Raw genomic sequence first — 16,003 nt, 5'->3', positions numbered from 1 at the left:
AAACTTGGCAAAAATACAACTTTTCCAGCTATTCTTCTAATTTTAAAACTCGTAAAATAACTTTAAAATTTACTCGTTTCTGTATAAAGGGATTAGCATTTGAAATGTTGGTCGTTTGGCGTTTGTTGACGGTTGATTGTTGACGGTTGATTGACAAACGACAAACGACAAACAACGAACGACAAACAACAATCAACTAATCCAATCGCTTATCGATGATTCGATCAAAGTAATCTTGAATAAAAGCCTTACACTTCATTTCCAATTCTTGCATTTCTTTGTTCTTTTTCTTAATTAGATTATGCTCTAATCCTTTATCCGTAATAGCATAAAATCCAGTTACTTCTTTTCCATTAAAACGCACGATGTAATTTCCTTCTTGATAGGTATATTCATTTCCGCCATAGTTAATCGCAAATGGCTTTACAAGAGAATCATTCAACAAGCTTCTACCCCAACTTCTAAACGGTTTATCATAACCAATCATATCTAATAGTGTTGGATAAATATCTATTTGTTGTGCCAACTCTTTATTTACGCCTTTATAGCGTTCATCGGCCGTATAGAACAGAATAGGGACGGCTGTACGATTGACTAATTTTCGGTATTCGTCATAATCTATTTGATTGGTGTGATCAGCAGTAATAACAAAAATAGTGTTGTTAAACCAAGGTTCTTTGCTACTTTCTTCAAAAAAGCGCTTAAAAGCGTAATCTGTATACCCTACTGTTTGGTGAATCTGTTGATTTCCCTTTGGAAATTTTTCTTTGTACTGTTCTGGAACATTAAAAGGTTCATGTGAGGAAACCGTAAACAAAGTGGCAAAGAAAGGTCCTTTTTTCTCGTTTAGTGTTTTGCGCATATACTGAAAGAACGGTTCATCCCAAATACCCCATGTACCATCAAAATCATCATCGTTATTGTACTCTGTCTTCCCGTAATAATGATCATAGCCCAAAATATTTCCAAATCCTAAGAATCCCATGGAACCATTCGGCGCTCCGTGGAAGAATGAAGTATCATATCCTTTTGACTTCAAAGTAGAAACCAGGGATTCAATCTTTTGCTTGGGAAATGGCGAAGATGTAAAGGCGTCTTTAAATGAAGGTATTCCCGCAATAACAGACGATACTCCGTGAATTGATTTGTACCCATTGGCAAAAGCATTAGGAAAAATCAAACTGTGCTGAGCTAGGGAATCAATAAAGGGTGTATAGCTTTTAAAATTGGGAATATTCATATCTTCATTGAATGCTCCTATGTATTCTCTAGCATAACTTTCTGTGATAAACAGTACAATATTGGGCGTTGATGGATCAGTAGAATAATATTGTTTTGTTCCACTCACATATTGATTTAGTGCAGCTTCATCCATATACTCCACCTTTTTGAAACTCGTTTTGCCAATAGTACGCAAAATAGCAAAAGGTGTGTTTAAAACAATGTCAGCATGTTCTGGTTTTTCCACATGGCGATTGGCGTCAATAATATTCAAAGGACGCGTTGTCTTCTTCAAATCTCCACGCACTCCAGCAATAAATCCGACAGCAACTAGAACAAAGATAAATGCGCTGGAAACAAAATAGTTCTTTTTACTTTCCAGTTCTAGTGTTTTAGTGAATTTTACGCGTTTATACAAAAACACCCACAAAGCACAAAGACCAACGCACAAAGCAAATACATGCCAGTAGTTCAACAAAAAGTTTAAGAACAATTGTCCTTTATTTGATTCGTGTTCTAAGCTGTCAAACACAGCAATTGTGGTGCGTGCATAGATAAAACGATAGTAAATAAAATCAATAAAGTTTGTAGCATACGCCAATAAATTGGGAATAATATAGCTCCAGAAAACTACTTTTTGGTATCCTTTAGAAGTGCTTTTGAAAATTGGCAAAATTGACAATAGGATAAACAATCCATTGACATAAAAGATGGCCATTCTATCAAAAGTCAATCCATGATAGGCTAATTTCATAAACTGCCCTACTGAATCAACAGCAAGCAAATCACCGTTATACAGATAAAATAAAACTCTCGCTATAAAGTAAAAAAAGAAAGCCAAAAATAGTCGATAGGCGAATACCAACATTTCGTTTAATCTGAAGCGATTTGAAAGCATGATAGATTTTTGTTTTTAAAATTTGAATTACAAATTTAATTATTTCTAGGGCTTTAGCTAGGTGAAGAAGAAATTCTTTTTCTACATCGGTTCACTTAGCTAGACAATACAGAAAAAAAGCTCTACTGCTAGTGTAGAGCTTGACAATATTTTTAAATTTCAGAATTAAATATTCCTTTTTCCTTTTGCTAGATTTAGATCGACCGTTCTTCTTTACTAAAGACACTAAGATCTTTGTCTTTCAAAGCGGCAGCAACTAAATCGGGTAAACGATCAGGCGTACAAGCAAAACAAGGAATTCCCAATTTGCTAATTTCTTTCCCCAACTGTTTATCATAAGCAGGCCTCCCACGATCAGTCAACGCAAGCAAGGTAATTACTTTTACTCCATCTTGGTGCATGTCGTTCAAACGGCGAAGCAAGCCCTTTCTCACCCCACCTTCATATAGATCTGAAATCAAGATAAAGATGGTTTTTTTTGGATTTTCGATTAAGGTTCGGCAATATGCGACGGATTTATTGATGTCCGTTCCTCCTCCTAACTGTACGCCAAACAACATATCCACAGGATCTTGACGACACAATGCTGTCAAATCAGTCACTTCCGTATCAAAAGCCACAACATGAGTATCTAATGCAGGCATACTCGCAAAGATGGAACCCATAACAGAGGAATAAATAATTGAATCCGCCATAGATCCACTTTGGTCAATATCCAAAATAACAGTCCAGCTTTTTTGTTTTTGATTGCGTTCATAAAAATAAAATTTCTCTGGGATTAATCGCTTAGTTTGCACGTCATAATTTTTCAAGTTGCGGTTAATGGTTCGCTTCCAATCCATAGATGCAAAATTGGGAATAGGCGAATGTGCCTTTTTATTCAGCGCCCCCGTTATGGCTCGACGCATATCTTGTTCCATCTTTTTCATGATCTCATCTACGACACCGCGTACCAATTGGCGTGCTGTTTCCTTTGACTTCTCGGGAATCTGGCCTTTCAATGCCAATAGTGTACCCACCATAGCAATGTCGGGCTTGACGTTTTTCAGGGTTTCTGGCTCAAATAACAATTTGGTCAACCCCTTGCGTTCAATAGCGTCCGATTGAATAACACGAACAACATCCTCTGGAAAAAAAGTGCGTACATCGGTCAACCATTTTGCCAATTTTGGTGCTGAAGCACCTAAGCCTGCTCCTTTCTTACCACCAGGACTTCCTCCTCCTTCTCCATTGTAAATAGCGGCTAAAGCATCATCCATCACTGTTTCCCTTTCACTGAGACTCACCCCCGCCAAAGCACGTGTATCTTCTCCTAAGATCAATCTCCAACGTGTTGCATTTTTATTTTCTTGTTCCATGTACTTGCTCTTTATTAGCCTCGACTAAAATTCAAAATCAAAATCGTTTAACTCATCTAATTGATCCGTTTCTGCTTCTGTCAACGCTCCTTGTACTAATTCAGCCGTATGCTCCGCTCCGCTCCCCCAGATATCACCAAGTAATTCTGCAATGCTATTTTTCTGACTCGCTTCAAATTCACCAAAAGCACGACGTAAAAAAACAACCGAACGATAGAATTCCTCTTCGTCTAATTGACTGATGTATTGATCCAATTCTCTCCACAAGGTAATTCTAGACAGCAAAGCATAGCGATTTCGCCCCGCTAACCCTTCAAACCACCCCGCACCTAAATCAGCGGGTACCCCAGGAGATAATCTACGAGACACTTCTTTTGCACAATCATCTTCACTAGCTAAATTGTGTTCCAAAAGAATAGAAAAAGCAACGCCCGAAATTGTCGTATTTAAATCATCTCGCCAAGCGACCTGATGCAATTCCCTTTGCCAAGTTTCCACATCGACGAATTCATACTGTTGCTGGCCAATCAGTTCCATTACATTAATTCCTTGAATCACAGCTTTTGCAGCTTGATTATCACAAAAAGCGGCTCCCTGTACTAAAAGTGCTGTACGCAAAAACAATTGCTGTAAAATCGGAACCAAAGGTTCTAAATTAAACTGACGTAAATCGCCATATTGTATTAAAATAGCTAATTCGTGTGCAGCCTGTGCAGTTGCTTCAAAATCCGTAGATTCAACTAATAAGGCTTGTAAAATACGCAAAGCATTATCAAAAATATGCGTCAATTGACACTCGCAAGCTAAGCGAATAATTTGTGCAGCCGTTGCAATGTCCTCCCCCTGCATGAGTTGCTCACGCAAGGCATAAGCCGTTGCTATTTCTAAAGTTTCTCCTTTTAAATTGGCCTCTACAATTTCGATTTCCACTTCTGGTGTCCATTGTAATTCCCATTTTTCAGCCCAAGTTGCACTATCTTGATGCGTGCGAATTCGCTTAGCAAAATGAATCTCCAATACTTCCAACCGATGTAGAAAAGTAGAGCGTTCTAAATCAATAAAAGCAGCCTCTTTGGATTTTACTTTAAAATTCTCTCGTAAATCCAAGCTCAATTCTTGTGCTACTGCGGATTTATAATTTGCTAATTTTAGTCTTTTGAGTTCTTGGTTGACGTTTTCTTGTACAGGCGTTTGACTTACGCCTTCTGGTAAATATCCAATCGCTGTTCCGATATCAATGCGATTAATTGCTTCGGCTACAGGGGAAAGTTCACCACCTCCAAAACAAGTGATTACCGCATCGTGTAAATCGCGAAGTACAGGTCTTGTTCCACCTCTTAAAAAAGTCAATGCTTCAGCCAATCGCACAGCCTCAATTACACTAGCAGAAGAAGCATTACTTCCTCCATCGCGCAACGCTTTAGCTACCTTGGATAAATAAACTGCTGATAAATCAGCAACTTTATCTTCCTTCATCGCTTGCCACATCAACTCAAAATAATAAGGGGCTCTATTTCCTGCTCCATATCCCATGCGGCTACTAAGACGCAAATAAGAATAGGGCATCAAGGTATGTTTGGCCTCTACCGTAGGAAGATTGTTTCCCTCTTCTTCTGTCAGCGCAGGTAAATTCAAATCCATCCCCGGCACGTGATATGCTCCAACAATCACAACGATTTCTTCAGGTTTAAATCCTTCTGAAATGGCTTGCTTAATTTGACGGCGCATATGGGATTCACGAATGAGATTATACGAAAAATCATGAGGAGCAGCCTCGTATTCTCGATCTACAACACATTGGCGCATTTCTTGTGTTTGATAAATCAAACGCTCTCGAAAGGTTTCTGCATTTAAATTGTGTTCGAAATTGCGTTCCCAATAATTTTCGTAATCCGTTTCTCCACTATATTGGGCAACCGTCTCATACAATCCGTTGTGATAGGCGTAAAAAGATTGAGCTTCTTCATCTATTTCTCGCTTGCGTTCCTGTTGCAAACGAAGCATAACTTGAGTTGGCAAATCAATAAAACGCACCTCACATTTGTGTTTGATTCCCCAACAAATTGCTTGATATTCTGGCGAATAACTAGCAAATGGATATAAAACCGTTTCAATAGGTAAAGCTGTGGTATACGCCAACAAAGCAAGTGGAGGTTTAACCTCTTGCTTTGCAATAGAAGGAATCATTGCTGTTGCATCTGAAGGTCCTTCGATTAGGATACACTTGGGTTTCTTTTCCTCTAGATAACGCAAAAGGTGATACGATGCACCAGGAGAAAGATGCCTTACCCCAAATAAGTTTACTTGTGTACTCATCTACCCCCTATTCAACATTCATTTCACTACATGTATTGTACAATCCACGCCATGTAGCTCCTCTTTTCTTCATTACATTTTCAAGGTATTCTTTCCATACCAGCTTATCTTTATCCTCGTCCTTTACCACAGCTCCTTGCAAACCTGCAGCTAAATCTTCATCTGTAATAGTTCCATTGCCAAAACTAGCAGCCAAAGCCATGCTGTTTGTAATTAATGAAATTGCCTCTGCTGTTGAAATAACACCGCTAGGTGTTTTTAATTTTTGCTTTTCATCCAAGGTTAGTCCTTGACGCAATTCACGGAAAATAGTTACTACTTTTTCAATAGCTTCTTGACTTGGTAAACTTGCTTTTAACTTGTAATTACTCGAAATTTCAGCCACGCGTTTTGTAACAATGGCGACCTCGGTCTCTAAATTAGCTGGTGATGGCAGTACAATAATATTAAAACGACGTTTTAGCGCTGAAGACATATCATTTACTCCTCTATCTCTTGTATTTGCCGTTGCAATAATAGAAAAACCACGTTGAGCGGCCAATTCTCTTCCCAATTCTGGGATAGCGATATTTTTTTCAGAAAGAACAGAAATCAAAGCGTCTTGTACCTCCGAAGCACAACGCGAAATCTCTTCAAAACGAGCAACAGAACCCGTTTCCATTGCACGGTAAATCGGACTTTTAATTAGCGCTTCATTAGAAGGTCCGTTGGCAAGCAACAAGGCATAATTCCACGAATAGCGAATTTGCTCTTCACTTGTTCCTGCAGTTCCTTGCACTACTTTGGCCGAATCTCCACAAATAGCAGCAGTTAAATTTTCTGACAACCACGATTTCGCTGTTCCTGGTTCGCCAATCAACAGAAGAGAACGATCCGTTAATAAAGTTGCAATTGCTATTTCTACTAAGCGATTATGTCCGATATATTTAGGAGTAATCTCTACCTTTCCCGACTTGCCACCAACGATAAATTTAAACACCGCTTTTGGCGACAACTGCCAACCCATCGGTTTCTCTTCCATTTTATCCTCTATTCTTAATGCCTCTAATTCGTCTGCATAAAGTTGTTCTGCGGGTAAACGCAATGTATTTTCTTGTATCGATGCCATCTCGTAAATTACTTTTGTTTAATTTGATTGTTGTGATGTGATTTCTTCTGCTATTTGCTTGTAAATATCTACGTTCTTTTTTTCGTATAACACTTGAAACTTCTTGCCATATTCTTTGGGAAATTGCGTCCAAAATCCTTTGTTCATTAAGCGATAAATAGCGTAGTAATAGGTATTTTTAGTAAAGCGATCCATAGCCTGATAAACGAGCTCAAAATTATTTTTCACCTTGCGCTCCAAGAGCAATTCGAAGATGGTAATTTGTTCTGCTGGGGCAATGATTTCCGTCAAGACTTGTAATAATTTGTCAAACCCCTTATGTCTAGGTTCTAATGCATGAAGTAAGATAAGTACTTCATCATAGGTGCTATCCCAACGTATTTTGTCGTCAAAATAATCGAGTAATAGCGGAATCCAACGGCGATCGATTTGATCTTTCCTTACCACAACCTCGTAAATCGATTGATAGTGAAACAAATGGGTATCTGTATAAACATGAAACAAGGAAGTGGGCGTTATCAACGCTTTGTTCTTTCCAAATCGCGGTCCAAAGATAGTGTACATTTGTTCAGGCGTATAAAAATTCACCGCTACTGCCATATAGTCAAACCACAAGTGCGATTGGTAATCTCCCGTAAAGGCTTTGTGGATGTAGTTTTCATAAAAGCGCAATACTACAGCCTTATCATATGTATTCAAACAAGATTCAATGGCATAGAATAAATCGCGAATACCATACGATAAAGACACTTTCTTAGCAGTTAATAGTTCCCCTAAGGCTTCACTGGTAATCACTTGAGCTAAGAAATTTATCGCTTCTGGTTGTTCTTTATTTTGCAAAACATCCAAATGGAGAATGAATCGCTCTAAGGTATCGCTCACTTTTTTATCCTCTGTTTCCTTGTCTAGTGTACTAAGTGTTTCAAAGGCATCAACAACTTGAGTAAAAACAGCAGGAAAGAAATAAGGTAAAGATGTAGTGGATAAAGCTGCTGTAATCAACTGAAGATTCGTTTTATTCTTGATATTCTTCTCATAAGCTTCTTTCAACTTCTCTAAACTAGCACTTGTATTTAACGTTGCTAATGCCAGATAAGCTGATGCTCTCACCAATTTATTTTTATCATCTGCTAAACGAATAATGAGCAATTCATTCGCTGTATCTTGCTCCAATACACGAATGACTTCTGCTTGTAAATTAGGTAGCGATTCGGATAGAATGGTATCCATCATCTGTTGAAGTCCACCATACCCCAATTGAGACAATAATCGAAATCTTCTCACCTGTTCTGTCTTATCTTCAAATTGAAATCCCTGCAACAAGAAATGAATCATCGGTGTACCTATAGCTGGAATAATAGTTTGCTCAATATATTCGGCCAATTCACTATACTTATCCGCCAAAGCTGCATCCAAATACTGAAACGTACGCGAATCATTAAAAATATGGCGCTCAAAAGCGTCTTTTAAAATCTCTAGTCGTCCTGAATTAGAAAGAGTCAAGGCTTCTAAAACAGGTTTTAATTGTAAATAAGAATACTGTGTATTTACTTCATCGATAGAAACACTAGGTTGTTGAGCTTTTACTTCGTCTCCCTCTATGGTAAATTCACCTTGGGTATACAAAATGGCATACAACAACGTGGAGAGATTCATCAATTTTGCGGCTGATTCTTGCGCATCTGACTGAATTAACGCTTCAATATCTACAGCTAACTTCTTAAAAACAGGTGCTTTCTCCCCTAATTTAGTAAACACAGCAATGTGTTTTTGCAAACGAGGATCACCCTTGGCAAATTTGCTTCCTGCAATAAACAATCGATTAATCTCTTGTTGAAGGTCGTATAATGGTTGTATTTTCATGCTAATTTTCGATCAAATATTAATATAGAAGTCTCACAATTTTTTGAGGAGTAATCAACGAAAGCGGTTGAACAGTAAACAAGCCGGTTTGCACGTCATTGTATACCATGGCCGTTAAAGCATAGCCTCTAACATCAGCGGGTATAATCGACTTTAAATTCGATGTTGGAGCCACCACTTCGCTATAGATGTCTTGCATTGTGAGTTTATTTCCTTGTTCATCCTCTACCACAAGATGATCACCTTGGAGATAGGATTTGGTTAAAGCAAGTAGTACGACTGGATTTTTATCCATCAAAGGATTCTTAATGGTATTTTTCACCTCTTTTACAAGCTCCATAAAGTTGTTACTTGCAAATGAATGAAGAGTTTCAATATCCTTTAGCTCTAATTGACGTTCTTTATTTCCCTCCACTTCCCAACGAACACGAGGGTTGCGATCTCCTGGATAGATATAGAATTCTTTCACCTGGAGGACGTCAAAACAACTATTGTCTTCTTTGATATATTTTGTTGCGCGATAAGGACGATAATTCTTTGTTTTATAGAGTTTTCCTGTTTTTAAATTAAACCAAATCCCCTCATCAACATATTCTCTTCTCGCTAAATTATCCGAACTAGAGAAAGATAGTTGTACAACTTCTGCATCTTCCTCATAACGCCCATATTGCATTAATTCCAACAAGGTCCAAGTATACCCTATTTGCTCTTCGATAGCCGAATCCAAATCCGGTACAGCTTCTGGATCTTCCTTGCGGAGATTTAAATACGTAGTGCTCTTTTTTAACAAGGCCGAAATAAAATTCAATTGATCAATCACTAGCGTATATTCATCATGACGAACTTCTTTCAACTCCAATATTAAATTGCTAAATGCCGTTTGAATTCCATTGATATAATAATTCCCCAATTCCTTAATTTGAGTCGTTATTGTTTGTTGCATTCTTGCATCTAAAGCGGCAAGACCTGTAAGTACAATATCGTCCAAAATCTTTTCAGCCATAGCAATACCCGTCAATTGGGCTTCTACTTTTTTGGCAAAAGTTGCTTTATTAACTTTTTTCGGCTTATTTGCTTTTTCCTTAATCGACTCCTTCACTTGGGTCTTTTTCTCTTGTTTTTTCTCGATTTTATCGCGTTTGGATACGATATCTTCGGGAATTTCATCAGTTTCAAAAGTATTTCCTCCTGCTTCATAGGCATAGAGCAATCCTAAGGCGTGTTTACAAGGAAATTGTCGACTCGGGCATGAACAGCGAAACACGGGATGATGAGGATCCATATAATCAGCCGAACAACGGTAGGGATTTTTGCCACTTCCAGCACATTCTCCCCAGATTAAATCTTTTTCAACCGAGATTTTTAAATTTGAAAATTTGTTCTTTTGCAATAGATCTCGTCCATTTTTAGCCGCCGCCGCATTGGGAGCCATCTCTTCAATTTTATTTTGCGTTATTTCCATCGCTTACTAAACTAATGTGTTTTTATTTGCAATTTTGATTCAAGTATAAAGATAGAGTTTTCCTTTATTCAAACGTGAAGTCTTCCATTTTAAACCTACTTATTCCAAGAATAGTACTCCTGCTTCTAAAATAAAAAAAGTCGGAAGAACAAACTTCCGACTTTCTATTATGAGAGGCAATCCCTGTTTTTAGTGACTATGTCCTCCGCCACCTTCATTTTTAATCAAATGGCTTTGTAGATAATAGGCTCCCTGAACAACAATGTTGTAATTAGCAGGTACTTCCTCCACAATTTCAACTTGTGTATAGCCTAACTCTTTAACACCTGTTTTTACCTCAACACGCAGATAGTGATAGTGTTCTCCATGCTCTTCCGTTGTATCGGAAACAAAAATAAACTCGCGTCCATCTGCTTTGACAATCGCTTCATTCGGCAAAGCTTTGACTGTTTTTGCTCCAACATCGATTAGAGCATTTACGTACAAGCCAGGAATTAAGTTATCAGGCACCTGATCAATATTCGCATGGGCAATTACCGTTTTCGTTCCGGGTTCAAAAGCTTTACCGATGCTAAATATTGTTGCAGTAACCTCTTCTTTATTGATATTCGTCAAATTAAACGACACCTTTTGTCCTTCGTGAATATAAGGCAAGTCTTTTTCGTATATTTTTAAATCCAAGTGAATTTTAGAATTGTCAACCAAAGAGAAAAGCGTTTGTCCATTTACCATATTCGTACCTATACGAATGGGAATCACAGAGACATTGCCACTTATTGGAGCCACAATTTTCAACGTTCGCGACATCGCATTGGGATTGGTTGACAACAAAGACAACTGATTGGTCAGCGATTGATAACGCGATTTTTCAATATTCAACTCCGACTTAGTTTTCTGATAGGTTTTTTCTGAATTGACATTTTCTGCTCGTAAAGTTTGTTGTCGCTTATATTCCAACTCGAAATACTCTAAGTTGTTTTTCGAAATTTGATAATCTTCTTGTAGCTTAATAAATTCTGGGCTATCTGCAATAGCCAGTACCTGTCCTTTCGTTACGCGATCGCCAATATTAACGAGAATTTGCGTCACAGTACCGCTTAAAAAAGTAGTTACATCGGCCTGATTTTGTGGTGGCAATTCCGTTTGCCCATTTACTTTAATGACATCCGTTAGATTCTTATCCTCCAACTGCCCCATCACAATACCCGCTGCTTTTTTCTGAGCGCTATTTAGCTCAACTTCTTTTCCGGTATTTTCATCTTGCTCCTCTTGTTGTGTAGTTACTACTTCTTCTGTTGTCGTTTTACTTTGACAACTCGTAAAGAAAATCGTTCCAAAAACAACAAAAACTATATATATTCTTTTCATCTTAATCTCAAATTATTGGTTAACTAAATAATGGAGGGTATTGTGTCCCAAATTGTATTGCAAGACCGCCTCTAGGTAATTAATCTGTATGTTGAGTGCCGTTTCCATAGACTGAATATACTCTACATAAGAAATATCTCCATTGTTGTACGATTTGTTTGCGTGATCTTGAATAATTGAAGCATTGAGCAGAGCACTTTCTTGGTAGTAATCAATCACAGATTGTTGGGCCTTAATGATTTCCAATTGCTGCTGAACGGATTCACTCAATTGTTTATGCAAATAGCTTTTTTCCAATTTTGCTTGTTCAATACTGTATTTTAACGCCTTTACTTTTTTGGATTGACTGCCGAAAAAAACCGGAATACTCAGTCCTACTGTATAACTGGGAATTCGCAACTCTCTTCCATAGCTGTTGCCGTTCGCTCTGATTCCTGCCGCTTCAGATTCAAGAGCATACCCCAAAGTGACATCCGGCAACAAAAGTGATCGCTCCAATTTTTGGGTAGCTTCTACTTTTTCCACTTCTTTTTCCGCTAGTTGCAGACTATTGTTTTCCTCCAAATTCAAGTCAGCCCAAGGATCATGCTCATCGTAGACCAACTCTTTCTCTGCTAATTCGAAATCTGTATCTAAATTCAAATACGTTTTAACTTTGGACTTTTCATTTTGTAAAAAGGTATTGTTTTGTGTCAATAAAACACTTATTTCTTGTTCTTTCGCTTGAGCAACATTGCTTTCCATCAACGTGGTCTCCCCTGTTTCATAACGCAATTTTGCCGATTTAGAAAAGGCCTTCAACAAGGTAAATTGTTGTTCTAACAATTTCTTTTTGGATTGAGCATAGCACATATTCTCCCATGTTTGCTTCATCTCAAATTCAATCGCAATTGTTCTTCCTTGCAACTGAATTTCGGCACTTTCATACTCTTTTTGTAGGATATTTTTCTTTTTCCCATAAGTAAATGGACTAAACGCTTGACTTACATTCAAACTAATATCCTTTTGTCCTTTGCCGTTTAGGTAACCAAATCCCATAGACACATCTGTTTTTGGGATGTCATAGGCTGTATGAACCAATTGTTGCTGACCTAAAACATAAGCTCTAGAAGCTTGTAAACTTTGATTATTCAAACGAACTAATTCCAGTGCTTGATCCAAAGACAGTTGTCTAACTTCTTGTGCCTGTACACTTCCCAAAGTTAAAAGCGCCAAAATAGTTAAAGCTACTTTTTGGTTTTTAGTTGTTTTTCGGAATCCTCTTTCCTCATAATAGTAGATAATCGGCAAGACAATCAACGTAAGCAAAGTTGCCGTAATTAATCCGCCAATAACGACAGTTGCCAATGGCTTTTGCACTTCAGCACCTGCACTGGTACTCAAGGCCATGGGCAGGAATCCCAAAGAGGCCACTGCCGCCGTTAACAATACTGGGCGCAAGCGAATTTTGGTTCCTTCAATAATGCGTTCATATAAATCCATTCCTTGTTCTTTTAGTTGATTAAACTGACCTATTAGCACAATTCCATTCAATACCGCTACACCAAATAGAGCAATAAACCCTACCCCAGCAGAAATACTAAACGGCATATCTCTCAACCACAAGGCAGCCACACCACCAATCGCTGAAAGTGGAATTGCTGTAAAGATAATAAGTGATTGCTTTACCGATTTAAACGTAAAATACAGCAGGACAAAAATTAAAGCCAAAGCAATTGGAACCGCAATCATCAAGCGATTTGTCGCTTCCACTAAATTCTCAAATTGCCCCCCATAGGTAATGTAATAGCCCTCAGGTAATTTCAACTGAGCTTCTAATTTTTCTTGAATATCGTGAACTACACTTTTTACATCTCGATCTTTGACGTTGAATCCCAATACAATTCTCCTTCTTCCATCCTCACGGCTAATCTGCTGTGGTCCGTCTTCATAATCAATATCGGCAATTTGACTCAATGGAATTTGTTGCCCATCAGCTAGTGGAACAAAGAAATTTTTCAAATTCTCAATATCCGATCGCGACGCTTGATCCAAGCGCACGACTAAGTCAAAGCGCTTTTCTCCTTCATAAACTACTCCGGTTGTTTCTCCGGCAAATCCCGCACGGATAATTTGACTGATATCGGCAATTTTCAATCCGTATAACGCTAATTTATCTTTGTCGTACTTAATCGAAATTTGAGGCAGGCCTGTTACGCGTTCCAATTTAGGGCTAGAAACCCCAGGAACACCCGCAATCATTCCGTTAATCTCATCGCCAATACTCGCTAAACGATCCAAATCATCACCAAATACTTTAATGGCTACATCACTTCGAACCCCTGTCATTAGCTCATTAAAACGCATCTGAATTGGCTGGGAAAACTCTGTTGTTACACCGGGGATTTGCTCTAAAGCCACCTCCATCTTATCAATTAACTCCCTTTTGGTCTTGGCTGAAGTCCACTCTTTTTTATCTTTTAATATAATAATCATATCCGCAGCCTCCATCGGCATGGGATCTGTGGGTATTTCGGCACTTCCAATTTTAGAAATAACCATTTTTACTTCTGGAAACTGCTCCATCAGAATTTGTTCTGCTTTGGTTGTCGTTTCAATTTCTTGTGAGAGCGAACTTCCCGACGAAATAATAATATGCGTAGCTAAATCTCCTTCATCTAAAGTGGGTATAAATTCTCCACCCATTTTACTAAATACCACTAAAGCCAAGGCAAATAAACCAAAAGCAAGTACCAAAACAAATTGCTTTATTTTAAATGCTCGCTCTAAAATTGGTTTATAGATGCGATACAGCTTGTCAATTAATTTATCGCTAAAATTCGGTTTTATCTTTCCTGCTTCTCGCTTTAAAAATAAGGAAGAAGCCATGGGCACATAAGTTAGCGAAAGAATAAAAGCGCCTAAAATAGCAAAAGACACCGTCATAGCCATAGGCCCGAACATCTTCCCTTCAATCCCCGTTAAGGCCAAAATAGGCAAGTAAACAATCAAGATAATGATCTCTCCGAAGGAAGCGCTGGTTCTAATTTTAGACGCTGCGTGATACACTTCATCATTCATCTCCTTTTGCGTGAGTTTTCTATTTTTACCACTGTGCAGTCGATGGACAATTGCTTCTACAATAATAACCGCTCCATCGACAATCAATCCGAAGTCAATGGCTCCTAAACTCATGAGGTTACCACTAACCCCAAACAGCTTCATCAAACTAATGGCAAATAATAAAGACAGCGGAATCACAGAAGCTACAATTAGTCCTGCGCGCCAATTACCGAGAAGTAAAACCAAAACAAACACCACAATTAAGGCTCCCTCAATTAGGTTGGTTTGGATGGTACTCACCGTTTTATCGATGAGTTTGGTTCGATCAATAAAGGATTCTATGGCCACCCCTTCAGGAAGTGTTTTTTCAATCTGTGTCATTTTTTCTTTGACCAATTTCACCACTTCTTGTGTATTGGAGTCTTTGAGCATCATCACCATTCCACTTACATCTTCTCCCTTTCCATCTTTGGTTACTGCACCATAGCGAATGCTACTGCCAATCTTTACTTCTGCTACATCGCGAATTAAAATTGGGGTACCATTAACCGTTTTGACGACAATTTTCTCAATGTCTTCCATAGATTGCACCATTCCGATGCTTCGAATAAAATAGGCGTATGGCTTTTTATCGATATAAGCTCCTCCTGTATTTTCATTGTTTTGCTCTAAAGCATCAAAAATTTCAATGATAGAGGTATCCATACTCTTTAGACGATCAGGCTGTACAGCTACTTCATATTGTTTTAAATGCCCTCCGAGGGTATTCACCTCAGCGACTCCCTTTACGCCAATCAATTGGGGTTTGATGATCCAATCCTGAATGGTGCGCAAATCCATACTGTTGTGCTGCTCTTCATACCCTTCTTTCGCATAAACAACGTATTGGTATATTTCACCAAGTCCCGTACTAACAGGTGCTAATTCAGGTGTTCCCACATTTTTAGGGATCACTTCTTCTGCAGCCTTCAGATTTTCATTAATCTGATTTCTAGCCCAATAGATATCGGTCTCTTCGCTAAAGACAACGGTTACTACGCTTAAGCCAAATCGGCTAATCGAGCGCAATTCGGTAATATTGGGAATAGGCTTAACTGCCTGTTCAATGGGATAAGTAATAAATTGCTCTACCTCTTGCGTAGCCAAGGTTGGTGAGCTGGTAATAATTTGAACCTGATTATTCGTAATATCAGGTTGGGTATCCATAGGTAAATTTGCCAAAGAATAGCTTCCCACTGCGATGAGTCCCAGTACGAAAAGTCCAATGATGAATTTGTTACGGATACTAAACTGAATGATTTTATCTAGCATCTTTGTATAATTATAAACGTGAAAAAAGGCGTGAATCTCTAAAAGATTAACGACAA

The 16,003-nt window shown here is 38.3% G+C and carries 8 protein-coding genes; all 8 read right to left on the bottom strand.

Annotated elements, in window-relative coordinates; translation table 11 throughout:
* Positions 1-196: 196 nt before the first annotated feature.
* Complete coding sequence (locus tag FBR08_RS14325; RefSeq protein ID WP_158963345.1) at positions 197-2,119, bottom strand: LTA synthase family protein; 1,923 nt, start codon at positions 2,117-2,119, stop codon at positions 197-199.
* A gap of 194 nt (positions 2,120-2,313) precedes the next feature.
* Positions 2,314-3,477, bottom strand: a complete 1,164-nt coding sequence (locus FBR08_RS14320) for a VWA domain-containing protein (RefSeq protein WP_158963344.1) — start codon at positions 3,475-3,477, stop codon at positions 2,314-2,316.
* A gap of 24 nt (positions 3,478-3,501) precedes the next feature.
* Positions 3,502-5,793, bottom strand: coding sequence for a DUF5682 family protein (locus FBR08_RS14315; RefSeq protein ID WP_158963343.1), 2,292 nt, complete (start codon positions 5,791-5,793; stop codon positions 3,502-3,504).
* A gap of 7 nt (positions 5,794-5,800) precedes the next feature.
* Entirely contained in the window at positions 5,801-6,901 is a 1,101-nt protein-coding gene (locus FBR08_RS14310; protein WP_158963342.1) for an ATP-binding protein, read from the bottom strand.
* Between the two features lie 18 nt (positions 6,902-6,919).
* A complete protein-coding gene (locus FBR08_RS14305) occupies positions 6,920-8,764 on the bottom strand; it encodes a HEAT repeat domain-containing protein (RefSeq protein WP_158963341.1) in 1,845 nt (614 codons plus the stop codon).
* Positions 8,765-8,783: 19 nt separating this feature from the next.
* Entirely contained in the window at positions 8,784-10,226 is a 1,443-nt protein-coding gene (locus FBR08_RS14300) for an SWIM zinc finger family protein (RefSeq protein ID WP_158963340.1), read from the bottom strand.
* A gap of 189 nt (positions 10,227-10,415) precedes the next feature.
* The gene (locus FBR08_RS14295) at positions 10,416-11,594 is read right to left on the bottom strand and encodes an efflux RND transporter periplasmic adaptor subunit (RefSeq protein ID WP_158963339.1); all 1,179 of its coding nucleotides are present in this window, start codon (positions 11,592-11,594) and stop codon (positions 10,416-10,418) included.
* Between the two features lie 12 nt (positions 11,595-11,606).
* Positions 11,607-15,947: a CusA/CzcA family heavy metal efflux RND transporter gene (locus tag FBR08_RS14290; protein ID WP_158963338.1), complete on the bottom strand. Its 4,341-nt coding sequence runs from the start codon at positions 15,945-15,947 to the stop codon at positions 11,607-11,609.
* Between the last annotated feature and the right edge of the window lie 56 nt (positions 15,948-16,003).

Origin of the sequence: Myroides fluvii, from assembly GCF_009792295.1 — a bacterium.
Lineage (GTDB): Bacteria > Bacteroidota > Bacteroidia > Flavobacteriales > Flavobacteriaceae > Flavobacterium > Flavobacterium fluvii_A.
This window is presented reverse-complemented; position numbering and strand designations above follow the sequence as displayed.

Bases quoted from the DNA above. Each gene is read 5' to 3' on its own strand.
- FBR08_RS14325 (WP_158963345.1), bottom strand. From the start codon at position 2,119: ATGCTTTCAAATCGCTTCAGATTAAACGAAATGTTGGTATTCGCCTAT.
- FBR08_RS14320 (WP_158963344.1), bottom strand. From the start codon at position 3,477: ATGGAACAAGAAAATAAAAATGCAACACGTTGGAGATTGATCTTAGGA.
- FBR08_RS14315 (WP_158963343.1), bottom strand. From the start codon at position 5,793: ATGAGTACACAAGTAAACTTATTTGGGGTAAGGCATCTTTCTCCTGGT.
- FBR08_RS14310 (WP_158963342.1), bottom strand. From the start codon at position 6,901: ATGGCATCGATACAAGAAAATACATTGCGTTTACCCGCAGAACAACTT.
- FBR08_RS14305 (WP_158963341.1), bottom strand. From the start codon at position 8,764: ATGAAAATACAACCATTATACGACCTTCAACAAGAGATTAATCGATTG.
- FBR08_RS14300 (WP_158963340.1), bottom strand. From the start codon at position 10,226: ATGGAAATAACGCAAAATAAAATTGAAGAGATGGCTCCCAATGCGGCG.
- FBR08_RS14295 (WP_158963339.1), bottom strand. From the start codon at position 11,594: ATGAAAAGAATATATATAGTTTTTGTTGTTTTTGGAACGATTTTCTTT.
- FBR08_RS14290 (WP_158963338.1), bottom strand. From the start codon at position 15,947: ATGCTAGATAAAATCATTCAGTTTAGTATCCGTAACAAATTCATCATT.